We start from the raw sequence: 25067 nt of genomic DNA on the forward strand, positions 1-25067 counted from the left end.
GAGATGCCGATCGTACCGTTGGACGAAGGGATGAACCGCAGAACGCTTTTCGGAGGTCAGCCGCCAGAAGCGGCATACCTGCTGCCCTTCGCGATCCGTCGATTTCATCCAAAGTGCGTGAGATAGGCATTGCTCACACGATGATCCGGGCTAAGGCCATAAAGGATGGCATGGCGGTCGATGCAGGTGCACGGATGCGAGATGCCAAACTCGATGACGTCGCCAACGGCGACGTTGCTCTGTTCGCTGAGCTGGATGAAAGCGTGCTGGTCGTTCAGCCGCAAGACCGCGCATTCGCGTAGATCGGCGTGGTGCCGCCCGTTTCGATAAAGGGCCAGCGGTTTTGGCAGACCCTGATCGTTTGCGACGTCACGCAGGCCCATGCCACAGATCGCAAGTCCCGCTTCGGGACGGGACAACACCTCCGCCCAGATCCTCAGCGCCGGAACGAAGGCAGCCGAGGCCGATTGCACGACCCCTTCCCGGACGTAACCGCCACGGGCATCGAGATCGGCCAACCCACGCTGATAGATGCCGTGATCGTGGAAGAAGATGGCGCCGCTGCGAAGCACCAAGCGGCAATGCGGATCGGCAGCCACCGCCGCGCGGAGCCCCGCGATGACCATATCGAAGAAGACAGATCCCCCCGCCGTCAGCAGCAGTGGACGCGCACCGCCGAGGCGGGCGCGAAGCGCGATGAGAAATTCCGATGTGATGTGCAGGAGACTGCGAATGCGCTCTGCCGTTTCCTGCAGATAGGGCGTGGCGGCAGCGCCTTCGTAAGCGGCGATGCCGGTCAGCCTTAGCTTCGGAGTTTCCGACGCCAGAAGAAAGTCCAGAATGTCGAGACCCGCTTCCAGGGTTCGGGCACCGGCCCGGCCGGCGCCGAATTCAATCAACAGGCTGAGGGCCGGCAGGTCGGCGCGCTCGCCCCATGCCTGACGAAGGGCATCGACCGCGTCGCGGGAATCGACGAAAATATGGAGCTCTGCATCCGGGAAGCCCGAAAGCAGCGCGGCCAGCCGGCGCGCAGCGGCAATCCCGCCGATCTCGTTGGCAAGGATCAGTTTTCGCTGACCGGCCTTCAGGAATACGCTTGCTTGGCGAATATCCGCAACCGTCGTGCCCCAGGCGCCGGCAGACAGCAGCGCAGCGGCGAGCGCGGGTGCCATCGGCGTCTTCGCATGCGGCGCGATCTCGACGCCATGCTCCTTCACGAGCCCCATCATCTCCTCGATATTGCCGGCGAAGGCTGTTTGGTCGAGCGACATCAGAGGCAGCCCCATCTGGCCGTCATAGGGCTTCCAGTTCTGCGCGCCGATCGCATCGAGTGGCAGCGGCGGGTGACCGGGCGGAAAACCGCGGATACGGTCATCGATCAGGGGATTGGGCAGGGTATTCAAGTTCATGTCAGACATTTTTCTCTCTTGCGGTGAGGGTTCCATCATTCCCAAGCCCCAGCCGGTAGGTGTCGTTAGCGGTAGAAAAGAAGAGCGATCGCTGCTCGTGCAGCGACAGCGGTTCGGCGGCACGCCGGAAGACTTCGTAGACTTCGTCGAACGTGGCATGCAGTCCCGCGACCGGGAAGTCGCTCGCGAACATGCAGCGCGACACGCCGAAGCTCTCGAGGCAATGATGGATGACCGGTTCCAGGCTGTCGAAGCTCCAGGCATGGTCATAGGCAACGAGGTCGGATATTTTGAGCCGGATGTTCGGCTCGCTGCCGAGAGACGCCAGGCCCCTCCTCCAAAGAGCCATCCCTTCTTCCGTTCGATCCGCCGGGCTGCCGCCATGGTTCAGGACGAAAAGCGTCTCGGGAAATGCGCGGACAAGATCGCGTGCCTCATCCATCTGCCAAGGATAGAGCATCAGGTCGAAGACCAGTCCGAGCCGGGCCAGTTGCGAGAGCCCGGAACGCCATTGCGGATCTGCCATCCGCCCTGCCCGAGGTGCAAAGCTCTTGGCAGAATCCGGATGCCAGCTAACGATGTCGCGGATTCCGACTACTCTCGGATTGGCCGCTTCCGCCGCAAGCCTGACACTTGCATCCGGATCGTCAAGCTTTACTCGGGCGACATAGCGCCGCGCGATGCCGCCCGCATGATCGAGAGCGTCAAGCCACGCGGTCTCCTCATGGGGATGATCGTTAGACCAGCCGGCTTCGACATGAACAGTGGCGACCACATTCTGGCGCGCTGCATCTCCAGCATAGTCCGCGATGCCGTAGTTTCGCAGCAACGCGGACATGCCGCAGAACATCGTTTCCTGCGTCTCGTCCCGCGCTTTCTCCAGCCAGGGATGGCGCTTGAGCCCCAGGTCCCAGAGATGGTGATGCGGATCGATCACCGGGCCGGCGTAGCGCGTCATCGACGTGCCTCCCGGCCCGAGATCAGAAGCAGCGCAAGAATAAGCGAGCCGAACATGATCGAACGCCAGCCGGCAGAGGCGTTGACGACGGTAATCAGCGCCGTCGTCGTCACCAGCAGGATTGCCCCTGGAATGGTTCCTGCATAAGTGCCCCGGCCGCCGAGGATGGACGTGCCGCCGAGCACGACTGCTGCGATTGAGGTGAGCAGGTAGGGATCGCCGATGCCGACATAGCCCTGCCGGTTCATCCCGAGGAGAAGGATGCCGGCGAGCCCGGCGAAAAAGCCGGACAGCGCATAGAGAATGAGGGTGTTGCGGGTCATGCTGACGCCCGACAGGCGGGCCGCCAGCGGATTGGCGCCGAGCGCGAGAAAGCGCGCGCCGATCGGCATGCGGTGGATGAGCGTCAGCACGCCGGCGGACACGACGATCCACAGCAGCACCCCAGACGGAACACCGAGAGGGCGCGCTTGTCCTAGCATGACGACGGCCGGGTTCTGCACCGTCACGGCACTGCCGCCGGCAACAAGAACCAGCACGCCCTGCAGGAAGGTCGCCATGGCGAGCGTCATGATGATCGGCGGAACCCTGAGAACGGCGGTGCCTGCCCCGTTGAGAAGGCCGATGCCGATGGCAATGGTGAGTGCCAGGACGACGCCCACCAGACCCGTCGGATCCCAGGCCGGCGACAGAAACGGGAGCAGGATCGCCGTGACGGTGATGACCGCGCCGACGGAAAGGTCGATGCCGCCCATCAGGATGACCAGCGTCTGGCCGGCGGCGGCTATGCCGATAACCGCCGCCAGTTCCAGCAGATAGCGCAAATGCCCATAGGCGGCGAAGCCGCGCAGCGTGAGGCCCGCCACGAGCCAAACCAGGGCAACGAAAACGAAGGTGAGGAGCGGCGGATTGCGGAGAAGCGTTTTGAACAATCTCATCGCGCAGGCCTCCAGCGTACGAGAAGCTCCGGGATAGCAACGGCTCCAACGATGATAAGCCCTTGGGCGACATATTGCGCAACCGGAGGAAAGCCGAGGAAGAACATAACGTTGATCATCACCGACAACAGAAGGCTGCCGCAGACCGCACCCCGCATCGTCCCCCTGCCCCCGAGAAAGCCGACGCCGCCGAGAACGGCCGCCGCAATCGAGTTGAGCGTGAAGGGTGCGCCAATGATCGGATCGCCTGAACCGGTCTGGGCGGCCACGAACAGCCCTGCGAGCGTTGCCAGCAGGCCGGACAGCGCAAAGGCGACGATCTTCACCTGCTCGATCGGCACGCCGGACCGAAAGGCCCCAATCGGATTGTCGCCGGCGGCATAGATCCCGAGGCCAAGGGGCGTCGCGAGAAAGATTTTCCAGAGCCCGAGGATCAGCAGCAGCAGCAAGAAGGCGACCGGCGTGTGACCGGCCAGGGCCGTGGAGAGCCATTCGGGAACGAAGCCACCCGGCCGAGGCAACAGGAGAAGCGCGACCCCCGTGATGATGAAGGAGCCGGCGAGCGTAACGATGATCGCCGGGAGCCGTAGAAGCGCAACAATCGACCCTGTCACAGCCCCGATGCAAAGGCCGGTAACGGTTACCGCCAGAATGCCGCCGGTAGCACCGAGAAAGCCGCCCATGGTCGTCGCAGCAACGACCGCGCCAAGGCTGACCAGCGGCCCGATGGCAAGGGTGATGCCCCCGTTTAACATCAGCAGGGCTTGCGCCATGGTGACCAGCGCCAAGGGAAACCAGTTCTGTGTGAACTTCGAAAAGCCCCCGATCGACATGATGCCGGGAAAGAGCACGGCATAGAGCAAGAGGAAGGCTGCGACGACGATGTACAATCCGAAAAGGCCGCGATTTCGCTGTCTCTGCACGGCGCCGTAGAGGCTTGACGATGATGCGGGGGTCATGGAATGGCCTTTTCTTGCACGAGTTTCGCGTCGCCGATTTCCTCGACCGCCATTGCGGCGCCGACGATGGCTTCCTCGGTAATGGCATCGCCGTGCAGTTCGACGACGATCCGGCCTTCGCGCAGCACCAAGACGCGGTCGCAGAGATGGACGAGTTCCGGCGTATCCGAACTTGCCAGGATCACGAGACGCCCCTCCGCCGCAAAGCGGCGCAGCATCAGATAGATTTCCCGCTTGGTCTCGATGTCCACGCCCCGCGTCGGATCGTTGAGAAGGAGGACGCTCGGATCGAGCGGCAGCCACTTCGCCAGCGCGACCTTTTGTTGATTTCCGCCGGATAGGGCCTGTACCGGCCGGGCCACGTCCCCCTTGATCATGAGCTGACCCGCGAGATCGCCGATAAGTTCGGCTTCTGCGCGCCGGTTGCGCAGGCCACCACGCGCCAGTCGTGCCAGGGAAGGAAGGATGATATTCGAGGCGATCGAATGCTGTAAAACAAGCCCTTCATGCTTCCGGTCGGCTGGAACGTAGACGATGCCAGCCGCATTGGCGGCGTCGACGTCTTTCGGGAGGCCGGACCTGCCGTCTATCTCTGCCTCTTTCGCTTTCGCGGGAATGGCACCGTACAGACCGAGGAGAAGATCTTCCTGCCCCTGCCCGACTAGCCCGCCGATCCCGAGGATCTCACCAGTACGCGCTGAAATGTGGGCGTCGCGCACCATGCCGGCCGAGAAGCCGTCCGCCCGCAGCCGAAGCACACCCGACACCACCGCCGGACGAGGCGGAAAGAGTGCGCCGGTCTCGCGGCCGACCATCAGCCGCACTAGGCCTTCTCCATCGATGCCGGAAAGCGACCTGTCGGCGGTAATACCGCCGTCCTTCAGCACCGTGACATGGGAGCAGAGGGCACGCACCTCGTTCAGCCGATGGGAAATATAAAGAACCGCCACGCCCCGGTCCCGCAGCGTGAACACCACGTCAGCGAGCACGCCGGCTTCGTGGGCCGACAAGGATGATGTCGGCTCGTCGAGGATCAGCACGCGGGGCTTGGCAAACAGCGCCTTGGCGATCTCGACCATCTGGCGACGCCCGAGCGACAGCTCCGACACCGGCGTATCGACGGGTTCGGTTACGCCGACCAGATCGCAGACATCCCGCACGCCGCGGGCAAGAGCGCGGTAGTCGATCAGGCCAAATCGCCGCGGATAGGCGCCGAGCCCGATATTTTCGGCAATCGACAGCTGACTGGCAAGGCTAAGTTCCTGCTGCACGACACCGATGCCTGCAGTCCGCGCCAAAGACGGCGAAAGCCGTGCAACGGCCTTCCCATCAATCGCGATGGTGCCCTGATCCGGCGCCAGCGCGCCGGACAGGAGATTGATAAGCGTGGACTTCCCGGCACCATTCTCGCCCAGCAGGGCATGGACGCGGCCCGGCATAAGGGCGATGTCGACGCCCTTCAGAACTGGATTGCCGAAAAACCCCTTGAATACTCCGCGCGCCTCCAGCACCGGCTGTCCAGCGGTCACGATGTTCTCTCCTGCCGGCTCACGAGGTCCAACATGGCTTCCACTCACTGTGCGAGGAGCTTGTCGAACAGCGCCTTGTCGTAGTTTGAATAGATATATCCGTCGGCGGGGAAGTCCTTGGCGCGGGCGAGATAGCTGTCCACGGAGCCGTTGTCGATTACCGGCAACGGAACCTTGATGAAGGCCGGAACGGTCTTTCCCTGGAGGGCCTGCACCGCCGTGTAGACCGAGAGCGCGCCCAGCCAGTTCGGCTGCATGGTGGCCCAACCCTTCAGACCCTTTTCCTTCCAGAGCTCAAGAAACTGGCGTGCATTCTCGCCCGTGATGGGAACCTGATCGCGACCTTGACGATCGAAGGCGAGAACGGAGCCGGCCGACAAGGCGCCGCCGAGAGACAATATCCCGTCGATCTCCTGATTGGCAAAGAGCAGGCTGGTCATGGCTTCCTGGGCCGGCGCGACATTGTATTCGGTGTTCGTCTCGGTGATGACCTCGATGCCTTTGTTGGCGTCGAGAACCGGCTGCGCGCCCTTGCGCCGATCATCGGAGACAGAGATACCTGCCGGACCGTTCATGACGATGATCTTTCCCTTGCCGCCAAGCTGGCCGACCAGCCATTTCGCGGCAGAAGCGCCCCATTCGTTGGAATCCGTGTTGATCTTTGCCGTGACCTTTTCCGTGTTGACGAGGCTGTCGAAATTCACGACGGCGATGCCTTTGTCGCAGGCATCGGAGATGACGCGGTCGAGCGCATTGGAAGAGCCGGCAATGACCACGATGGCATCCACATTGGCGTCGATCATCGACTGAATCTGCTGGATCTGGGTCTGTGCATTCCCCTGGGCGTCGGTGATCATCAAATTCTTGACCAGGCCTGCCTTCTTGAGTTCTTCCGCTTCCGAGGCGATGGTGCCCTCGGTCTGCTTCATCCAGGTCGGCACCGAATAGATGTTCGCCCAGCCGATGGTGTAGGGCGCCTTGCGGTCGCCCTTGACGCAGCCCGATGCTGCAGACGCGCTGCTGGACGATGCAGCGACAAGAATGGTCGCAGTCGCCGCGGCAGCAAGAAGGCGGCGCAGTGTCTTGTAGGATTTGTTGGTAAGATTTTTCATGTCGTTCCCCTTTTTGAGGCGGCATCGCATGTATAAGCCGTACAGGCGCCGCTTATGGTAACGTTACCATTCGGAAAACCCGTGTCAATGATAACGTTACCATAGTATGACGAATTTTGGCTTGCGCTTTGGCGGCTTGCCCGACCTGATTGCCTTTCCCGCGATGGAGGTCAGGCGGTTGCCTGCGAGCGGGGCCCGGACTAGAGATCAGTGCTGGCAGGAGGCAAGGAAACGGATGGAGATTGAGCGCGAAGACGACAAAGCCACCTTCGTTTACGACGAAGTCGTACGCATCGCCGGCACGGGCGCGCCAAAACCTGTCCCGTTCGATGTCGAGGGCAAGGGGCAGCCGGGGCGCGCATCGATCGGCGACGTCGCGCGACTGGCCGAGGTCGCACCGATCACTGTTTCAAGGGCGCTGCGGAATCCCGAGATGGTCAGCCCCGACAAACGCCTGAGGATACAGCGCGCGGTTGAAGAAACCGGCTACAGTGTCAATCCCCATGCGAGCGCTCTCAAAAGCGGTCGATCCAATATCGTCCTGGCATTCGCTTCAAATCTCATGAGCGAACAGTTTTCCTTGGCGTTGCGGTCCTGCACCGCAGTCCTGGAAGATGCAGGCTACCTCTTTCTTGTCGGCCAGACTTCATACTCCTATGAACGCGAGACGGCAGCCATCCGCTCGCTACACGCCATGAAACCTGCCGCCGTGATGTTTACCGGTGTCATCGAACTGGAGACCAATCGAGAACTCCTTCGCGGCCTCGGCATCCCCATCATGGAGACCTGGGCGCTGCCGCGCGATCCGATCGACATGCTGGTCGGGTTCTCCAACACGGAGGCAGGATGGATCGCTGCCGATATCTTGCATAGAAAGGGATATCGCACTGTGTCCTATGTCGGCCGGCGCGGTGGCCGTGGCGCTCTGCGGCTGAAGGGCTTCCACGACGGTTGTCGTGCGCTCGGCATGACGCTGCTCGGCGAACACCTGATAGACGACGTCAATGGTGTCTCCGACGGCCGCCGCTGTCTGGCGGCCGCCATATCCCAAGCGGCAAGACCCGAGGCGCTCTTCTGCAGCAACGACGTTTTGGCGCTCGGCTGCATGATGGAGGCTCGCCGCCTGAACATCCGCGTGCCCAACGACCTTGGCATCCTCGGATTTGGTGAAAGCGACATCGCCGCCGAAATTCCCCCAGGTCTCACGACGATCGGTATCGACAGTGCCATGCTAGGCCGAAAAGCGGGTGAGATGTTGATTTCAAGTCTCTCGGGCGCGCCCTTCGCAGGTAAATTAAAACGTCTAGACCTGCGTGTGAGCGATCGCGGCAGTGTTTGATTGATCGCTCCCGCCTCAACAATGTCGCGCGGCACCACTTTGGACGGTCCCCATGATTGTCGCTCGATAAATTCCGTAGTGTTTGCTGCCGGTCTTGAACAGATACGAACCTGAGACCCCGTCGTTCAGTAGTTGTAGCGGCGTCGTTTTCTGTAGTTTTTGCTAACAAGTCGCGCTACGGAGTGGCCAGTATCAGGCCGGCTGCCGACCGTCGGCTTCTGGCGCGGGATCGGCAAAAGCTGCCGCGCAATATTCGGGCACACGACTTTTTATCGATCGGCGTAGTTTGAATCCAAATAGGGGAGCCACCGTGTTTCGTACGCTAGGACGCGTTATGGCCACCGAACTCCGTCGACAGTACGATGTAATTTACTGCTTGAGCGACGTCTCCTGCTCCCGATAGGCTGTGCGCAAAAAACAGATGCCGGAATGGGTCCGAAAACACGACGCTCCAGTTGCCGGCGAGGTGGGGATAAGGCGCGCTATTCGTCCGCCTGGAAGGAGATCTGACTCGCTTCCATCGACAGAATCTACCATATTCTACCTCATGCAACCAACGGCTTCCCTTGCGCCCGCGTCGTCGCTAGGGCGGTGGCCGCCTCTTGTCCCTGGCGACTACAACGCTGGCGTAGTGCGTCTGGTCACACTTGTGTGCGACCGGGTGAACCATCTTTTGTTCGCTTCCGTTGAGCTGTTGCCGACCGAAATGCCAGCTCCCCCAAATCCGCCACGCGGCGGCTGGTGGAGCAACATCGGTGACGATCGGCTGTGCGTGGGCCGGACCGCGCTGCCGTTGGCGGACGCGCTCGACTGGTACGAGGCCTTGAAACAGGGGCGCGCCACCATTCCGGGCAAGACCTTTGCGATCACAGCCTCGGCGCTAGGGCCTGAACCCGACTACGAAGGTTTTGCGGTCCTCCCGGAGCCGCCGCCCTTCTCGCCATCATGGCACGGCCGGCCGCGGCTACATCGCTTGGTGCCGATGGCGGCTCTGGCCGAGCCGGTTCAAGCGCTGCGCGATAGAATGGTCAACGTCAGCGCCGAAGGCCGCGCCCGGCAATGGCTTCGTGACCACATCCATTTCGATTTATTGGCTTATGATGACTGGCTGGGCTCGGGCGTTCTGATCGCGCCTAATCCGCTGCTGCGCGGCTTCAGCGCACGCATAGTCAATCGGTCGGTGACGCCAGAGACCCTGGAGCTTGGCGGCACCCCGCGACGGGGTGCCAATGTCACGTCACTGCGAATGGTGGTCGAAGAGGTACGCGCGGGAGCGCCGGCGTGGCGCGCCGAGGGCTCGCCAAACGCACTTGGCCGCTTCCGCGCTCGGGCGCCCTCTCAGGTCGCCATGGTGCGCGAGGAATTGTTCTGTCCCGTGCGCGGCGTATTGGACCGCGAGCCACCGGCTTTCTTCTTCCGCGACTTCTCTGTCTCCTCCTCTGTGGTAGCAGAGGCCAAGGCTCGTTACGTCGACCCTCCGACCCGTGCCCCTGATGCGGGTGCGCGGACGGTGTATGTCCGACCCGCCCCAGCGCGGCAATCTGCCCCCCCTATGACACCCTTACGGGCGCTCGAATACCTCCAGGACGCGCGGGCCGAGCGGCAGGGCGCGCTTCGGCCTGCGGAGTCCCCGCAAGTCCCGCCCGGCGTTCGCCTGTTTGAGCACAATCGCGGGGAGACAGTGGATTGGATATGTGGGCTGATCGGCCGCGCACGTTCTCACGTCCTATTCGTTGACCCTTACTTAGACGCTGACGACCTGCAGCAGTTTGCAACGGCCACCCAGTATCAGGGCGTCGCAATCCGCGGCCTGATCAATCCTCGTCCCCGCCGTCACAAGCTTCTCGACCCCAACGGCGATAGCTTTGGGGATCTCATGCTGAAGAAAATTGCGGCCTTCCGCGACCCAGCCCAAGAGTTCGGCGAGATCGACATCCGAGTGTCCCTGGGGCGCCGCCTGCACGACCGCTTCCTTCAGATCGACGATGTCATCTGGCACGCCGGCCATTCGTTCAACAAGGTGGGCGGCGGCGAGATTAGTCTGATGACTCTCGTCGCCCAACCCATTGAATTGGCCCAGGCCTTAGGGGAGACTTTCGCCGAAGCTGAGCCGTTCGAGACATGGTGGGCCAATCGGCCGCCGGCGATTTGGTCGTGGAGGCATGAGGCGGGCCATCAGTTGCGCCGCTTGGCCAAATGGATCGAACGTCCGCCTGCCGGCCAAGTGCGAGGGGACGTCGATGACTAACGGCCTGACCCTTCCAGCGCCGGTCGATGGCGCTGTGGCGCTCGCTGCGACCATGGAGTGGATTGCAGCATCCGAAGGCTCGGATGAGCTCTTTTCACCCGCCTTAAAGCCGCTGGACGTCTCGGGCGGCTCGGAGAGCCTAGCCCAGCATTTGGCAGCGGCCGGGCTACCCTGTTGGCGTGACGCGATCGTTGCCAATGCGGCCCCGGGACAGCCCCTTCATCTTGATCCGCCTCTCGCGTGGCTGATGGCTCACGCAGCCCTGGAAGTCGCCGTTTCCGCAACCCGTACGGGGCTTTTCCATACGGTAGACGAGCTTCAGATACTCGGCGATGTCGGTAACAGGTACTTGGCCGCCGCGATCTGCGCCCGCGTCGCGGGTCAAGCGGACACCTACCCGCTGTTGGCGCGATTACAGACGCGCCTACAGGGCTTATGGGGCTCTCGTTTCAATGATCGTCTGCGACAGTACGCCGAACGGACGGTCGGGGCGCCACTGACCACGCGCGACCTGTGGCCCCGCCATGACGGCATGCCTGTAGGCGCTGGCTGGGCGCACCAAGCGGCCGCTACTCTCTGGCCCGGGAGCTACATGGCGATGCTAACCGGCTTACCCTCGCTGTTTCAATCGGGGTTAGCCGAGCCACTAGAGCCGCTCGACGTCGACCGAGTCGCAGCCTTGGTCATAGCCTGCCCGCGAATTTTTTCGGACGACGGAGCGCCCTTAGGCCCTGTCGTTCCGTTCGTTATGCTTGAGGCGATCGAGGGGCACCTTCCGGCCATCGCCATGAATGACATGCCCCGCGCGGAAGCCGGCGTTGTGCGCCTCTTGGAGGCGGTAATGTCTAGGCCTGACGGACACTGGCTGGGGCGGGCATGGCTGCAGCAGATCATCTGGCGCGGCACAGCGCGTCGGGCCGGCCGGGCCCAGATGGATGTTGACGCCCAACGCGCAGTCCGCGACCACCTCCTCGCTGGCCTATCCACCCGCGTCGCACCGCTCGCAGCGGCGTTCGAATGGATCCGCGCGGAAGAGCCGCTTTGGGTAGTTCATCGGATCTTGGCCGAGGCCTCGATTTTGGAGGCGCATGGCGATGCGATTGCGGCGGCCGAAATCCTGGCCAGTGGGGTTAAGCAGGGGTTGGTGACGGCGACGGGCCGCGCCGACGGTATGACCACGCGCTCGCCGGAGTCCGACGTGGTCGCCCGCATCCTCTCCCGCATCCCAGACCTCACCATGTGGTTCAAGACCTTGTGGAGGGAGACCTACGAGGTGCGGGAGGCACTGAGCTATCCGGTCCAGCGCAACCTCGACAACCCGGCATACCCGGTCCTCTCGTGGGGCTTGAATGGCTTGAACGCCTCGCAGCAAGCCCCGGTCGACCAAGCGGGGCTTTGGCGGGCGATCGCCGGCGCTGTGTTCGAGACTCAGCGGATCGACCCCAAAGCGTGGTTGTTCAACGGCGCAATTCCGCCAATTACCCGGATCACCGTACAACTGGGCGCCGCGCTTGCCAAGTTGGGCATTGTGCCCCTCGATGATCTAGCCTGTTTTTTGGGCGATCAGCTTGACCCGACCGCGGAACACGTCCGGCTTTGGCAAATCGCACGGGCCGAAGCCTCTGATGCGCTGACACTGGAGGTCGGCCGCAAGGTCGGCGCCGCCTTGGTGCGTGAGGCAATCGAGATCGCCCTCAGCGAGCCGCAGCCCAACTGGGATATGGCGTTGGACCCTGCCGCCAAGGTGGATCTAGCGGACTTCGCGCGGCGCCTCTGACGCTCGTTGGGGTCCAGTTTCCGACACTCCCTGTTCATGAGCGAAGGTCGGCTTTTTGGGAGCAATGCAAACATCATCGAATGTCTGATTAGAAGGCGCAAAGCAGTCCTTGCGTGCGGGCCGCGAGTGGCTCATCAGAATCGCGTTGCCAGCATCGTAGCTCTTGAAAAGAATCGAACCGTCGACCCGCTTCCCAAGCACAGCGAAGGGTGCGGAAACTCATAAAATCAACGATTTAGCGCTCGTGAAAACAGCAAGAACTCTGAAGGCTTCTCTTCAAAAATTGACTCGCGCTATACGCGTGCAAAGAGTTACTAATGACGGCATGCTAGAGGACCTTCCGTGCCGTTCTATTTCCGCAAATCGATATCTGCCGGCCCCTTCCGGTTCAACTTCTCTAAAGGCGGCGTTGGCGTTTCGGTCGGCATACGCGGATTACGAATTGGAACCGGACCACGGGGCCACTACGTCCATGCCGGCCGCAACGGCTTCTACTACCGGGCATCAATCGGCAAAGCCGGCAAGAAGGCCTCCCGGACCGACTATGACTTGATCCCCGAAGACACACGCTTGGGGGAACCTGGTGTCGACATGATCGCGATCGATTCCGGCGACGTCATGATCATGCGGGACGAGAAGTTCAGCGATTTGCTCGACGAAATCAATACGAAAAACCAACAGGTCAGATTGGCCACGGCATTCGGCTGGACGACAGCAATCCTGGGGTTGCTGATAGCGCTCATGACGGGACCACCGGGCATCATGGTGATGTTGGGCGCCCTACCAGCGTACGCTGTCGGCACATGGTTGGATTCTTACCGCCGCACAACCGTTCTCTATTACGATATCAGTGACGGGTTCGAGCAGGCCTACAAGAAGCTTACCGACGGCTTTGACGGACTGAACGCCTGCAATGCCAAATGGCATATTGCGGCCGGTGGGGCGATCCAGGACTTGAAGACCTGGAAACGAAATGCTGGGGCCTCCCATCTGGTCAGCAAGAAAACGACCACTTTGGCCTACGCCCTTCCAAGGGTCATCAAGAGCAATGTCACGCCGCCATCTCTCCACGTCGGCCGCCAGATCATATACTTCCTGCCGGACGTTGCTCTCATCGCCGACGGCAGTAAAATTGGTGCCGTGGGATACGATGACCTCCAGATCCGATACCAAGATTCTCATTTTATCGAATCCGGCACTGTCCCGCGAGACGCAAAGGTCGTGGATCATACTTGGCAACATCCCAACAAAGGTGGTGGCCCGGACCGACGCTTTGCCAGCAATCGGCAAATTCCGATCTGCCTCTACGAGACGATGCATCTCCACAGCAATTCGGGTTTGAACGAACTCGTTGAATTCTCCAAAACTGGCCAGGCAGCGTCGTTCGTAGCTGCATGCAAGGCGCTGGCCAAGGCGAGGGAGGAAGCCGTGTTGGCTCCAGCGCAGGTGGCACTCGCTGAGCTGCGAACGACGGACGCATCTGCGTCAGAGCCAATCGAAACAAACAAAAGCGGAAACTCGATTGCCTACGTCGTAGCACTGCTTGTCATTGGGGTTCCGGGTATCGTTCTGTTGGCAAACCATAGCCAGACGACCACTCCTGCGTCTGGATATAAGCCGGTCTTTGCCAGCACGCCCTCTGCAACTACGTCGACCGCCAGCAGCGGCCCTGGTGTACCCCGCAGCCCGGCGCATCTCGTCAGCTCAGCAGGTGTTGCGGCGCAATCGCCTGTGGCGATCTCCGCTGACGCAGGGACCGTCGCGCCAACGGCGGACGCGATTCAATCCGCAATCCAAACGGCAGCACTGACTTCTCCGCCGGACGGTGACGCTTTCGAAACCCTAGTCTCGATGATTTCCGTACCAGAGCCACGAGCGGAGACGCCAATTTCGCCACCGCCGCAACCGGCTCCGAAATTTGGCTATATCAGGCTGCCCCTGCAACTTCGTGAGGGTCCCAGCCCCGCCTACTTGGTCGTCACCAGCGTAGCTCAAAACCTTCAGGTCGCCATCATTGGCCAAGAGAACGGTTGGATACGCGTCAGCGCTGGACCCGACGCCATAGGTTGGGTGGCTAAAGACATGGTCGGCAAGGCTCCCATCGTGCTTCAGAAGCCAAAGGTCCAGCAGCCCATAAAGTCGGCGGCGACAGCTCCCCGTCGTGAGAACGGTCGATAGTTCTTGTTTGCTCAATCGCCGCCGCAGTATTGCCAGCCAATCCCCGCTTGGTAGCACCATCCGGCAACATTCAATTGTTTGCCTAGTTGATTCTGTGATTGGCAGGCGGCGGCATCGGTCGGACCTTCTTGGCTGGAGAGACGGCAGTTGGTGGCATCTACAATCCAGCGCCGGATGATCCGATCCGGGCCACCGGGATTCTTATCAGTTTCGATGATTTTCCCGGTCTCCGACAGTATCTTTCCGGTCGTCGGGTTCCATACCAACGCGAAGTTCACCGCCCCGGATGAGGATTTCTGCCGGACAATGCTTGAGGCATACCAGTCAACGATCCCGAAAATTGCACACGTATTGGAGCATGAGGCATGGGCAGTGCTGCTGCGAACGGCGTAAATGCGGGCGGGCCAGCGATCAGCGAAGGTCTCCTTTTCCGCCAGCACGGCCGCAGCCGAGAGCTGCTTCCCGTAGTAGGTCAGGCTATCCGCATAGGAATTCCGCAAGAACGACATCGCTAACTGCTTTGGCTGTGACCAGGCAGCGTTGAACTGATTGAAGAAGCCCAGCGCCGTCTCAACTGCCTCCGACGTTGCCATCGATCCCTGTGCCTGCTCGACGTGTTGCCCGGCTGATATGGAAGGATCTGTAGTCACACGCATCTGCCGCACCTCAACCTCGCTGAGGTATCGTGGTGTCTCGCGCTGAGCCTGGCTGAGATCGAACAGCTCCGGGACTACCCCCATCTCAGTCAGGTACTGCTTTACGATGGGCTCGGCTGTTGCAGCGTCAGAAAGCCCCTGCCCGGCATCGCTGCTATCGAGAAAGCCCGACGCCTGGACGGCTATCGAGCCCGCTTCCGCATATCGCTCCACGCCGCCAAAATAAGCCAGCAAGCAGGCAGCGGTGCACGTGGAGTTCTTGATTTGTAGAGTCGTCAATCCCAGCCCACGGATCGTTCGGCCGAACTTCATGGCGGTTGGCCGATCACCGCCGGTGGAGAGGAGCGACACCAGCTTAGTTGGGAAGCTATCCAGCTCGTGGGCCATGACGTTCGGATCGTCAGTGGGCTCGAATTGTCCTTGGATGAGAAGAACGTTCAACCCATTAGTCGAAGCCAAGTGTTTATACATCAGCGCGGCATGGGCCTCGCCAGATTGGCTGAAGGCGAAAAGTGCTGCCAGACATCCTAAGGCCAGCCCGAGCCTTGCCGTCGTGGTCATCACGCTTCGACACCTTTCAATTGGCTGAGATCCCTAGAGCGGTCAGGACCTCCGGCGTGATCGTGCCGGTGACCTTCAGCTTGTAGGCATCTTGCATCTTCGACAACCCGACCTTCGTCGCGGCATCCACCTGCCCCGTTATCGGACCCGGGTAGTATCCGAACGCGACCAGCCCGGTTTGGACTTGGATGACGATCCGCTTGAACCGGTCGGTGTTGCCCGGCAGGACCTTGAGCGACGGCGGCGCTGCTGGAGCGGATGCGACTGCGGGAGGCGGAGCGACTGGCTGTGGCGCAGCGGGCTGAGGAGCGGCATAAACTGCGGCAGGCGGCGTATAGGTGGCAGCCGGAGGGTGATAGACGGGCTTTGGTGCGTAGTTCGGAGCGGGATCAGGGGCAGTATACGTGCTGTCATAGGTCGCGCGGGGAATATATCCGCTCCCGGCACTCGAAGCATGGCTTGCATGGGATGCGTGACTCGCATGCGACCTGTGCCCAGCAAGCGTGTAAACGTGCTTGATGCGGAGACGCTCGAATATCGACTGAGGGCTTTTCTTTTCCGCCATCCCGCTGACCGGGGCTGCGTCGGATTTCGCTGGCATGAAGCCCGCCGCTATCAACGACGGAATCAGATAAACCTTACGTTTCATTGTGCAGCGAGTCCCCCGAAACCCTGGGTATGCTTATACCACTCGAAAAAACCACCACAAGCCGAGCGCACGGCGCAACCATCGCAAAACTCCAGATATTTTCGTTTCCAGTCGGAGATCGTGGAAGGGGCAAGATGTCGGTATGCCTTTGGGACTGAGCACAAAGGAAAGTTGTAGAGTAAGACCCTGATGTCGTGGGCGATTGCTACGTTCACCGCTGTCTTCAGTAAGCCGAAGTCGAGGGAGGTATCTTGGAAGGAAGACGACCAATTCATCCGTCCGTATCCGATGTTCTCAAGCTGCATCAAGGCCCAGACATCGAGAAATGGCAGCCGCGTCGTGACATAGGATGCTAGCGCGGGAAGATGAGCCCAGTTTTGGCGGAGGATGACTGTTCTCAGCTCAACCGACGCTCCTGCCCGGATCAAAAGCTGGAACGATTTCTGCAGCCGATCAAAAGCACCTTGCTTTCCAACGATGCTGTCATGGACCTGGGCATCAGCGGCGTATAGCGGGATGCCCCAGAGCATCCTGGCCCATCCGATATCTGCGAGCGTTTCCATATCTCCAGCTTCGAAGAACTGGCCATTGCTCAGGATGTGGAAACGTAGGTCCGGTCGAGCGGCAGTGACAGATCGCAGGAACCGGAACAGCTTTTCCTTGTGCAGGAGCGGCTCTCCTCCAGTGATGCCGATGTAGGCGTTTTGAGGAGCGAGCTGGGCTGCGATCTCAAGGTACTCGAAAACGTCGACGTGATACTTTTTGGGTGGCTGCGAACACATGACGCAAAGCTGATCGCATTGCTCTGTCACCAGGAAGGTGTTGTGTTTGGATCCTGCCCTCACGAGACGCCGCGCCGCGCTGCCATCATGGGGGATCAGCAAAACATCACCGTCGAGAGGCGTAGTTGCTGGCGCGTGAACTGTCAGCGAAAATCCATGGAAGTCGAATTCCCGCGATACCTTGTCTGCCCCAATCAAAAAAGCATCGTGCTCGCCCTGCTCCCCGGCAAGGAACGTCTCACGGAGCCGGACGACCAGCGGGCGGTCCAAAGGTGGAGCATCAACCCTTAGGCGGAGATCGATCATGAATGGACCTTAGCCAGGCTTGGATCGAATTCAGGGATGCCAGCCCATATTGCGAGAGATTTGTGGACCTTCGGGTCATTCGAATAAAGCAGCTCGAATACCTTGTCGAAGATGGCTGTATGGCGTTGGCAGAAATGCGTCAGGTTCTTCGGCATGTCGATGCGGCCGTACCGGGAGAGGTCATCGACGAGGTCGACCCCGCAAAACGCTTGGTAAGGACAGTGAATGCAATCTGGGTCGCAGATATTGCTGGCTTCGCTATTGAGCGTATTGATCACACGCCGCTGCAACCCGGTACCCACGTTACCCATGCTCAGGTCCAGTTGCCCTACTCGTGTCACCATCCTCGCTTCATCCGTTGGATAGAATGTCCCGTCGTAGTCGATGACGAGATAGCTGCGCCCGATGACGTTTGGGTTGCGGAGATCAACATGGCCGTCATGCCCAGATCGGAGGACCCGTCGCAGACAGTGGACGAAATAATATTCTTCTACGGGAAGCTCTGCAGTTGCATTGTGCTCAATCAGCGCGTCGATGAAGGCTGCGTGATAGGAGTTCCACTCCATCGTCGTATCCTTGGCATCAAATTTTTTGCGCGCGAAACCTTGAAAATTGACAGGGCGGAGGAAAATTGACCGCAAACCGAACTCTCCGAACGCCTCGATGATATCAGTGGGCGACGGCAGATTGCGGATGTCGAGAGTAGGTAGAGCGGAGACGTGCCCATCGTCTAAGTGGTCGACTGCATACCGGAGGTTAGCGAAGAAGGCGTTGGTATCGTCGGACGTAATCGTCCTCTGCCGCTCATGCGTCAGCCGATTGCCGTCCAGCGAGGTACTGACATACGTGTCGGCCGCCGCCAGGAAGCTCCAGGCCTCAGGACTGACTGTCTGCAGATTGGTGCAGACGACGAACTCCGCTTCCTCGAACCGCCGGCGTGTGAAGTTGCGAACTGCCTCCAGTAGATCCAAACGCAGCAGCGGCTCACCACCCTGGAATTCGATCTCGATCCTGCTCGTTGGCAGCGCGTCGAGGAATTGGATCACCTGATCGAGTGTTTCCTGATCCCAATCAAAGCCAGCAGCGCCTTCATTTACCCTGGACACCTGGCAATAACCGCATGCCAGGTTGCAACGGAGAGTTGGTACAAGGATCAGGTATTGTAGCTCAGTTGGCGCATAAAGTCTCTTGGCCCAACGGTAGGCAAAGCCGGTGAAATCGAGATCGCCTTCTGTCGCGAAGCTATGGCCGTTTTCGGCAAGAAACCGGGTGTCGCCAGCGCTGAGCTGGTCAAACGCATACCGCTCCAGGAAAGCCTGGTCAGATCTGAAGTAGCCACCGGCATCGTCCGCAAACAAGAAGCTCTCGCCCGCAGCTGGCCGGAATTTCAACGGAAACACGGTCATTAGCCCATCACGCCTTCCATGAGCTTCATACGGAGAACGAGATTTTCGCTGTACACCTTCTGCCGGTACAAACCGAAATTGAGATCGCGTCTGATCGCATTAGCCACCGCTATGGGGCATTCGATCACCACTTGAGGCTCTTCAACCGAGAAACTGGCCGCCGGATACAAGAAGCCGAACCGGACTATTGTCTCTGCCAGGAATTGTAGGAACGAAGGCGGGACATCGATCTTCATCTTTATGTATTCTGCCCTCCCGACGTCCACTACATGCCCCCCCAACCCCGACGCTCATTCGCGTTTATGACCCTGGCTGGCACACTATCAGGTTGTTGGCTGTTTGTTGTAAAATCTTGCCGGACTTCGAGGAAAAGTTCGTACCAAAAGATTTTTTCAGACCCGATTGACTCTCTCATCGGCAGAGAACAAAATAGGAACATATTCCGCGATTGGGATTGTGTCTTACATTTTGGGGAGTGCCGACGTGTCAGCTATTGCTTGCCATGATGATATTGATTTGTCCGAAGAATGCTTGGTGAGAAGCTTGGTCGCCGCTTACGGGCGTGATGCGACTGCTGCGCTTCGCGCCGTGATTGAGGAAGCCGCATTCGAACAGAACGAGCTTCCGACGGCGCCCAGCATCGTCAGTAGTGGTTTCGCTCAGGGATGGCAGCCCCACTTCCAGCGGGAGGCTTGAAATGAGACAACGGCGCGGCGTTGAGTTGGCGCCATTCCCACCTGCAATTTTTCGGGAGTTGGATGGCTACGATTATGACACCATCCGGCTTTTGAAGGAATGGGAAGTGCTGGGAGCCAAGTGCGCACTATGCGGGAAGACTGTTTGGCTAGACAAAAGCGCCATTATCCAGCGCTATGGCAATCAGTACCTTGAATACATGGGTTGTAAACTTCGGTGTACCTGCAAGAACCGCGAGGGTTAATCGTGTGCTGATAGGAAGGCTTGGAAGAGTCTCAGATCGCTACTTGCGCTTGAAGGCATGTGAACCATCGGTCACGTTCGCAGCGCCAGAGCACAGTTAGGCCCAAGAATTGAAGAAAACTCGCCGGCGGTGACCGCATCTTCAAAGCTGCTCTGGTGGGTCAATGCCAAATTTGGCCCTTGCCCACTCATCAACGGCGCATCGCACGAAATCGAAGATCGCGGAAATATTAGTTCTCGCGACGCTCCGCCCGTTTGTCGATAGCTTCTGTCGGACCAATGGATGCAGGTTATCCGGTTCAAGGATGTTACCTCTGCCCATCGACTCCTCCACCAGCAATGGCAACAGCGAAAACAACCCCAATAAGTGCGCCTCACGCGCCTTGATCACCGATTTCAGGATACCAAAGGCTCCTCCGCCCTCAAACGCAGCCAGATCACGAGGCCCATCGTAAGCGTTGCTCCATCGTCGCCACCAGGTCTCATCGCGTGGAAATCCCGCCGTCGCAAAATGGCGTATCGGATTTCGCAAGATCTTTCGTCTGGAAGGCGTCGCCTCGGCATCTGGTATTCGCACGCGAACAGCTCCCCTGCCCTTTGCACGCATGAACAATCTCGATGTCTCCGCGTGGATCTCATTGCCATCAGCGCTGTAATCCCGCCGGAAGCCGCCCCATTGCTGATAGCTGGACAGCGTGTACCCGGCCACCTTATCATCGACGATCACATCGAGATCTTCGCCAACGAGATAGCGCGCCATATCGGCATCCACTCTGTCGGCTAACCTCTGGAAGCCTGGATGACCGTCGAGAAAGCGGTGGGGCACAGCGGTTGTCCCCTCGAACATGGCCGAACGCTTCTCGTTCGAAGCCGCTGTTTGAAAGGCTCGAACGTAGTGGTCGGAATATCTCGTATCGGCATCAGCTTGCAGGATAAGCAACCTATCGGGTTTGATGTTACGGGCGTCTGCGACCATGGTAGCTATTTCGTTCCCTTTGGCCCGTGGGGGAACATATCCGCGGTTCGATTCCTCTCCGACGAACACCAAGCCGACACCAGCGCGTTGCTGGATTTCTTTCAGCACAGCGAGGGTCCCATCTTTGGAGCCATTGTCGACTAGAACGAGGATCGTGTCCTTCGGCGGTGGGCCCTCACCAAACCCCAGCGACGCTGCCGTTGCCGGAATGAGATCACGTTCGTTTAGACAGGGGATAACGATCGCGGTTAGCATCCGTGACCTCCGCGCGAGAAAAGTCTGCAGATCGCTCCATTTGTGGCAGCCCGCTTAATCACGCCGAAGCCGCCGAACTAGACCTTCTCCAGACCATAAGCTTCTGTCGTTCCTGAGCCGACGTCTCGTCGATGAACCCCGCTTTTTCCGCAGCGCGTGCCGAGGCGATGTTCGATTTTTGCATGTGGGCGTAGATGACGACGTATTTGCTTCGCTCGCAGGCCCAACGATAACATAAGCTGCCGATACCACGACCTTGGCTCGTGATATTGAGATAGATCTGGATCGAAGCATGCTTGCCGATCGGTGACTCGTCGATCAAGTTGATGAAGACTTGTCCCGCCCGTTTGCCGCCCAATTGTATAAGCCAGGCTTCACCATCCGCTCCGCCGCCTCGTCCTTTCGTACCTTTTGCCCGCACAAGTTCGACTTCGTCTTCGGAGATAAGAACACGATTTTTTCGCGCCTTCCCCTTGTTGCGCGTCCCTTTGTCGGCGTGCCCGGAGAGCCCAGATCGCGCTGTCCCGCCCTCAAGCGTATCCAACCCAAGACAGCTCGCCAAATGTCGATCAACTTTCGCCCACAGTTCGGCCGGAAAGAAACCCGGTGAGAAAGCGAACACGACGTCCTCAATCACCTCTAGCAATCCGCGACGACGCAAAGCCTGGGTAAGCATCGTGATCTGAGCAAAGATCTTCTCGACGGGAGTATCGAGGCGCGCCGGACGTTCGCGCCAATCGCTGTCGCCATCATATCTGTTATTGAAATAGTCCATATCGATGTGGAGGAGCAGCGGACCACCTTGAATACCCTCCAACCAGTCGTCGACATCGGGCGTCAAACGGTAGTGCCCGGCACCTGTGCCGCTTGAGGGCTCGAGCGTAGCAACTGGTCGCGATGCACCAGGTTGAAGCAAATCGTCCGAATTGTCTTCGATACGGATTACAAAATCCCGAGTGGCCACGGCTTTTGGCGGCTGACACAGGTGTCTCACCTCTGCGAGCGGTACGGCAGCGAGGAACGGGGTCATGAAACTACCCATTCCGATCGCGCCGCTTTCGATCGCTTCAATTACCGTGTCCGGATCGGATAGGGAAATCTGGCGGTTCGTTATGAGATCCCGCCAGCCAGCTTCGTTCCGTTCAATACGTGGAGAGCCTAGATCGCGGTGATCGTCAACGTGAAGCAGAACCAGCGACGTCAATGTCTCGGTACCGCCCCGCCGTTTAAGCCATTCCGACCAGCTCGCTAATGTCCAGCTGTCGTAAAGGCAGCGCAGCAGTTTGGGAGAGCGACGGCGCGCGCGAGCCATTTCTTCACGTTTTAGGCCTTTGCCCCACCAATCGAGGCCCAGATCTAGCTTGTCGTCTATGTGTCGTTCCCGGCCGGAAGGCCAGCTCAAACTGAGATCCCACCCACTCGGTCCTAGCGACGCGATTGCGTCCTTGTCACAAAAATAATCGCGTAGACGGGCGTGCCGCTCGGTTTCGTCGAGTGGTAGGCTTTCGGTCGCCACGCGAATCCTGGTCATGCGGTAGCGAGCGACCGCGCTCCCGCCTTCTCCAGAACATCAATCAGCGCGTCACCGACAGATGTCATCTCGCAAGTGCGCAATGTCGATATGCCAAGCTTGAGATTGCGTTCTGTGTCAGCCAGCTGATTTAGAGCCCGGTTGTGCATACGCCGCGGTCCGTTTCTGAGCACGTGCTCCCAGAACCTCTTCAGTTCCACGAAGACAAACACGGCATGCAACAATCCGGAGGGCGGCCTTAGGTCGGCTCGCCAAGGCGAAACGACGCGCGGCGCGAAGGGGCTGACCGTCGGTCCGAAGCGTTCCAGAAGATACAGCTTCTGGTGACGATGTTCATGGATCAAGGAGTCCGCAAGGTCATAGGGGTCGATCAAGGAGTCACCCTGCGTCACGGAAACGAACAAAGCGCCCGGAACCGAGTCATCGCTGAACGAGACGATCTTCTCAGGATGAGCGGTCGGATCACGCACGAACTGCACCGCGTGGCATGCCGATGCAATCTCGTCGGCAAGCGCCGGACGCCATTGTCTCACGACGCTCAGTGCTTCCCGCACCACTGCGCGCGCGTCAGTGGCGATGCCTTCAGGTTCGAAGTAGATCTGTTCTCCGAATGGCGTACGTAGCCACACGTCGTCAGCCGCAATATCCATGCCGTTGTCCCGATGTCGATCGAAACCGGATGCCAGCGATACGAGATATGCACCGTCCGCGACGAGCGGCTTTCCGTCTACGTCGTGAATTGCTGCTCCTTTGAGATGTGCAAGGAACGTCCGCGTCCAGGCGACCGTGCCTGGTTGGCAAGCGACAGCTTCGAATTGATCTGATGGGAGATCCATGAGGGTGCGCGCCGCTGCGCCCACTGATTGATCGAGCGAAAGCGCATTGGCGAGTGCAGATCCAAATTCGCCGACATATTCACGTTGCGCGTCATCAATCAGCAGCGTCATAGCCGGATCAGCGGTTTCGGCGAATTCGAAACGTGCGAGATCAAACCCTTCCGGAAGTCGGGAATTGAGCGCGGGTTGATCCGCGACCAGACTGTCGGCAAGCCTCTTCTTGACATGCGAAATCAGGTTGAAGAGTTCGGCGCAATAGACTGAAGGATTATCGAATCCATTTGCGCCAAACCGGTGCGGGACCGATCCGCCGCCACAAATATCAACCACGGTGCAACTGAGGCACTTCGCGCTCAGTCCATCCTTGCGCAGGAGACTGCGATGCTTCTCTATACCTGCGGAAGCCGCAACCGCCGATATCGCCGCATCGCGGACCGATCCCGGTAGGGCAGTCGCGCCGTCGGTCGTGATCTTCAGAACATCCAGATCGTGGTAGCTGCCATCCGTTTCGATCGAAAGCAGGTTGACGTCGCCGAATCCAAACGCGTCTGTTGCTGACGGCAGACCAGCCGCGACATCGAGGAGCGCCTCAAAGGTGCGCACGGGCAGGTGCGGGTATACGTCGAACCACAGATCGAACGCCTTGACGAGCCAGTCCTGGTAACGGTTCGGTTGACCCTCGCGACCTGGCGGCGGCCTCAGATGATGGGCGTCCGGAAGCAGGAAGTCGAGCTTCGGCGGGTTGAGCGTATCGAAAAACGTGAACAGCTCGTCTGGTTGCACCTCCGGATCTATTACCGAAATGACGCCTGCGAAAATTTTGGGATGCGCCTGCAGGCGATTGTAGCCTTCCATCACACGATCGTAGCTCGATCGGCCTTTTCGGCTGACACGATGGCGGTCGTTCGCTTCCCGCCCGCCGTCGAGGCTCAGCGAGACTGAGATATCCGCAGCCTCCAATGCGTCGAGCGTTAGGTCGCTTAACAGCAACCCGTTGGTTTGCATCGCCATGTCGAGCGACACGTCGGATCCAACTGCCGCTCTTAGATCATTCGCAAACCTCACTATCGCGTGGACGCCAGCAAGCAATGGCTCGCCGCCGTGAAATACGACGACGGCGCGCTTTAGTCCCACCGCGGCGACGTATTCCCTCAAGCGTGCGGCAAATGCTGCCTGAACTTCTGCGGACATTGTTTTGGGCATTTTCCGCCAGCTTTGATCAGCATGATGATAGACGTAGCAGTAGTCGCAATCGAGATTACACCGCAAAGCCACTTTAACCAGGAAGGACGTTATCCGGGCATCTGTCACGCGTCAGCCGTCAAGAGCGGTTGTGGCGGTGATGCATCCGGTCGTAGCTGGTGATGATGTCGCTAGTTTCAGCGTTGGATAGCACGCGGCTGCGCAAACGTTGGATCGCCGGGTTTGCCGACTCTGTTCGCATGACCGTAGTTTTCAGGTTTTCTTCAACCAATTCGACGACTAGCTTTGCTTCTGCAGGCATACCACGAACTCCCATTTCGTTGCTTTGCAATCTATACGAGATTTCAAGATATTCAATAACGATATAGGTCACTTTCTATTTTCTAAGGTAAGATCGCGGCTTCCTTACGGAAACCGATTTAAAAGCGAGCAATCAGCATCACAACGATGGCGCTACCTTTAGCGTTTTCGATTAGAACAATGTGCGCCTTGAGCCGAATCGAACCATCCACACGTTGTC

General features: G+C 59.5%; 19 protein-coding genes. 4 read left to right on the forward strand and 15 right to left on the reverse strand.

Annotated elements, in window-relative coordinates:
• Positions 1 to 104: 104 nt before the first annotated feature.
• From PR017_RS19400 to PR017_RS19425, 6 genes are read right to left on the reverse strand one after another with little or no spacing between them, the layout of a single operon-like run.
• Positions 105 to 1418 carry an alanine racemase gene (locus tag PR017_RS19400; RefSeq protein ID WP_111219137.1) on the reverse strand — a complete coding sequence of 438 codons (1314 nt, stop codon included), beginning with the start codon at positions 1416 to 1418 and terminating at the stop codon, positions 105 to 107.
• The gene (locus PR017_RS19405) at positions 1411 to 2367 is read right to left on the reverse strand and encodes an amidohydrolase family protein (RefSeq protein WP_111219139.1); all 957 of its coding nucleotides are present in this window, start codon (positions 2365 to 2367) and stop codon (positions 1411 to 1413) included. The genes PR017_RS19400 and PR017_RS19405 overlap by 8 nt, the downstream gene beginning before the upstream one ends.
• The gene (locus PR017_RS19410) at positions 2364 to 3305 is read right to left on the reverse strand and encodes an ABC transporter permease (RefSeq protein WP_111219141.1); all 942 of its coding nucleotides are present in this window, start codon (positions 3303 to 3305) and stop codon (positions 2364 to 2366) included. Before PR017_RS19410 ends, PR017_RS19405 begins: the two co-directional genes overlap by 4 nt.
• Positions 3302 to 4264, reverse strand: coding sequence for an ABC transporter permease (locus PR017_RS19415; RefSeq protein ID WP_111219143.1), 963 nt, complete (start codon positions 4262 to 4264; stop codon positions 3302 to 3304). The genes PR017_RS19410 and PR017_RS19415 overlap by 4 nt, the downstream gene beginning before the upstream one ends.
• A complete protein-coding gene (locus PR017_RS19420; RefSeq protein ID WP_111219145.1) occupies positions 4261 to 5793 on the reverse strand; it encodes a sugar ABC transporter ATP-binding protein in 1533 nt (510 codons plus the stop codon). Before PR017_RS19420 ends, PR017_RS19415 begins: the two co-directional genes overlap by 4 nt.
• 44 nt (positions 5794 to 5837) lie before the next feature.
• Positions 5838 to 6905 carry an ABC transporter substrate-binding protein gene (locus PR017_RS19425; protein WP_111219147.1) on the reverse strand — a complete coding sequence of 356 codons (1068 nt, stop codon included), beginning with the start codon at positions 6903 to 6905 and terminating at the stop codon, positions 5838 to 5840.
• A 235-nt stretch (positions 6906 to 7140) separates the two neighbouring features.
• On the opposite strand from PR017_RS19425, the gene PR017_RS19430 reads away from it, so the two are divergent.
• The 4 genes from PR017_RS19430 (at position 7141) to PR017_RS19445 (ending at position 14447) form a co-directional block, all read left to right on the forward strand.
• The gene (locus tag PR017_RS19430; protein ID WP_111219149.1) at positions 7141 to 8244 is read left to right on the forward strand and encodes a LacI family DNA-binding transcriptional regulator; all 1104 of its coding nucleotides are present in this window, start codon (positions 7141 to 7143) and stop codon (positions 8242 to 8244) included.
• A gap of 661 nt (positions 8245 to 8905) precedes the next feature.
• Positions 8906 to 10492, forward strand: a complete 1587-nt coding sequence (locus PR017_RS19435; protein WP_133255569.1) for a VPA1262 family N-terminal domain-containing protein — start codon at positions 8906 to 8908, stop codon at positions 10490 to 10492.
• Complete coding sequence (locus tag PR017_RS19440) at positions 10485 to 12269, forward strand: hypothetical protein (protein ID WP_111219153.1); 1785 nt, start codon at positions 10485 to 10487, stop codon at positions 12267 to 12269. The genes PR017_RS19435 and PR017_RS19440 overlap by 8 nt, the downstream gene beginning before the upstream one ends.
• 342 nt (positions 12270 to 12611) lie before the next feature.
• Positions 12612 to 14447, forward strand: coding sequence for a DUF4236 domain-containing protein (locus tag PR017_RS19445; RefSeq protein ID WP_111219155.1), 1836 nt, complete (start codon positions 12612 to 12614; stop codon positions 14445 to 14447).
• A gap of 11 nt (positions 14448 to 14458) precedes the next feature.
• Here the strand turns inward: PR017_RS19445 and PR017_RS19450 are convergent, their stop codons facing one another.
• The 9 genes from PR017_RS19450 to yhhA form a co-directional block, all read right to left on the reverse strand.
• Positions 14459 to 15667 carry a hypothetical protein gene (locus tag PR017_RS19450; protein WP_133255570.1) on the reverse strand — a complete coding sequence of 403 codons (1209 nt, stop codon included), beginning with the start codon at positions 15665 to 15667 and terminating at the stop codon, positions 14459 to 14461.
• 13 nt (positions 15668 to 15680) lie between these two features.
• Positions 15681 to 16313, reverse strand: a complete 633-nt coding sequence (gene hxsA, locus PR017_RS19455) for a His-Xaa-Ser repeat protein HxsA (protein ID WP_111219159.1) — start codon at positions 16311 to 16313, stop codon at positions 15681 to 15683.
• Positions 16310 to 17401, reverse strand: a complete 1092-nt coding sequence (gene hxsC, locus PR017_RS19460) for a His-Xaa-Ser system radical SAM maturase HxsC (protein WP_111219161.1) — start codon at positions 17399 to 17401, stop codon at positions 16310 to 16312. The genes hxsA and hxsC overlap by 4 nt, the downstream gene beginning before the upstream one ends.
• Positions 17398 to 18807, reverse strand: coding sequence for a His-Xaa-Ser system radical SAM maturase HxsB (gene hxsB, locus PR017_RS19465; protein ID WP_111219163.1), 1410 nt, complete (start codon positions 18805 to 18807; stop codon positions 17398 to 17400). Before hxsB ends, hxsC begins: the two co-directional genes overlap by 4 nt.
• Positions 18807 to 19043 carry a hypothetical protein gene (locus tag PR017_RS19470; RefSeq protein ID WP_133255571.1) on the reverse strand — a complete coding sequence of 79 codons (237 nt, stop codon included), beginning with the start codon at positions 19041 to 19043 and terminating at the stop codon, positions 18807 to 18809. The genes hxsB and PR017_RS19470 overlap by 1 nt, the downstream gene beginning before the upstream one ends.
• A gap of 845 nt (positions 19044 to 19888) precedes the next feature.
• Positions 19889 to 20977 carry a glycosyltransferase family A protein gene (locus PR017_RS19475; protein ID WP_111219171.1) on the reverse strand — a complete coding sequence of 363 codons (1089 nt, stop codon included), beginning with the start codon at positions 20975 to 20977 and terminating at the stop codon, positions 19889 to 19891.
• Positions 20978 to 21035: 58 nt separating this feature from the next.
• Positions 21036 to 22379 (reverse strand): GNAT family N-acetyltransferase, encoded by a 1344-nt coding sequence (locus tag PR017_RS19480; RefSeq protein WP_279619555.1) that lies wholly within the window; start codon positions 22377 to 22379, stop codon positions 21036 to 21038.
• Positions 22380 to 22504: 125 nt separating this feature from the next.
• A complete protein-coding gene (gene yhhB / locus PR017_RS19485; RefSeq protein ID WP_111219173.1) occupies positions 22505 to 24655 on the reverse strand; it encodes a cyclophane-forming radical SAM/SPASM peptide maturase YhhB in 2151 nt (716 codons plus the stop codon).
• 10 nt (positions 24656 to 24665) lie between these two features.
• Positions 24666 to 24920: a YhhA family cyclophane-containing RiPP gene (yhhA, locus tag PR017_RS19490; RefSeq protein WP_133255572.1), complete on the reverse strand. Its 255-nt coding sequence runs from the start codon at positions 24918 to 24920 to the stop codon at positions 24666 to 24668.
• Positions 24921 to 25067: the final 147 nt, after the last annotated feature.

The organism is Rhizobium tumorigenes (assembly GCF_003240565.2).
In the GTDB taxonomy this organism is placed as follows: domain Bacteria; phylum Pseudomonadota; class Alphaproteobacteria; order Rhizobiales; family Rhizobiaceae; genus Rhizobium; species Rhizobium tumorigenes.

What these genes read in the sequence shown, in the direction of transcription:
- PR017_RS19410 (WP_111219141.1), bottom strand. Translation starts at nt 3,305, where the DNA reads ATGAGATTGTTCAAAACGCTTCTCCGCAATCCGCCGCTCCTCACCTTC.
- PR017_RS19425 (WP_111219147.1), bottom strand. Translation starts at nt 6,905, where the DNA reads ATGAAAAATCTTACCAACAAATCCTACAAGACACTGCGCCGCCTTCTT.
- hxsC (WP_111219161.1), bottom strand. Translation starts at nt 17,401, where the DNA reads ATGATCGATCTCCGCCTAAGGGTTGATGCTCCACCTTTGGACCGCCCG.
- hxsA (WP_111219159.1), bottom strand. Translation starts at nt 16,313, where the DNA reads ATGAAACGTAAGGTTTATCTGATTCCGTCGTTGATAGCGGCGGGCTTC.
- PR017_RS19470 (WP_133255571.1), bottom strand. Translation starts at nt 19,043, where the DNA reads ATGAAGATCGATGTCCCGCCTTCGTTCCTACAATTCCTGGCAGAGACA.
- PR017_RS19415 (WP_111219143.1), bottom strand. Translation starts at nt 4,264, where the DNA reads ATGACCCCCGCATCATCGTCAAGCCTCTACGGCGCCGTGCAGAGACAG.
- PR017_RS19430 (WP_111219149.1), top strand. Translation starts at nt 7,141, where the DNA reads ATGGAGATTGAGCGCGAAGACGACAAAGCCACCTTCGTTTACGACGAA.
- PR017_RS19440 (WP_111219153.1), top strand. Translation starts at nt 10,485, where the DNA reads ATGACTAACGGCCTGACCCTTCCAGCGCCGGTCGATGGCGCTGTGGCG.
- PR017_RS19400 (WP_111219137.1), bottom strand. Translation starts at nt 1,418, where the DNA reads ATGTCTGACATGAACTTGAATACCCTGCCCAATCCCCTGATCGATGAC.
- hxsB (WP_111219163.1), bottom strand. Translation starts at nt 18,807, where the DNA reads ATGACCGTGTTTCCGTTGAAATTCCGGCCAGCTGCGGGCGAGAGCTTC.
- PR017_RS19475 (WP_111219171.1), bottom strand. Translation starts at nt 20,977, where the DNA reads ATGCTAACCGCGATCGTTATCCCCTGTCTAAACGAACGTGATCTCATT.
- PR017_RS19405 (WP_111219139.1), bottom strand. Translation starts at nt 2,367, where the DNA reads ATGACGCGCTACGCCGGCCCGGTGATCGATCCGCATCACCATCTCTGG.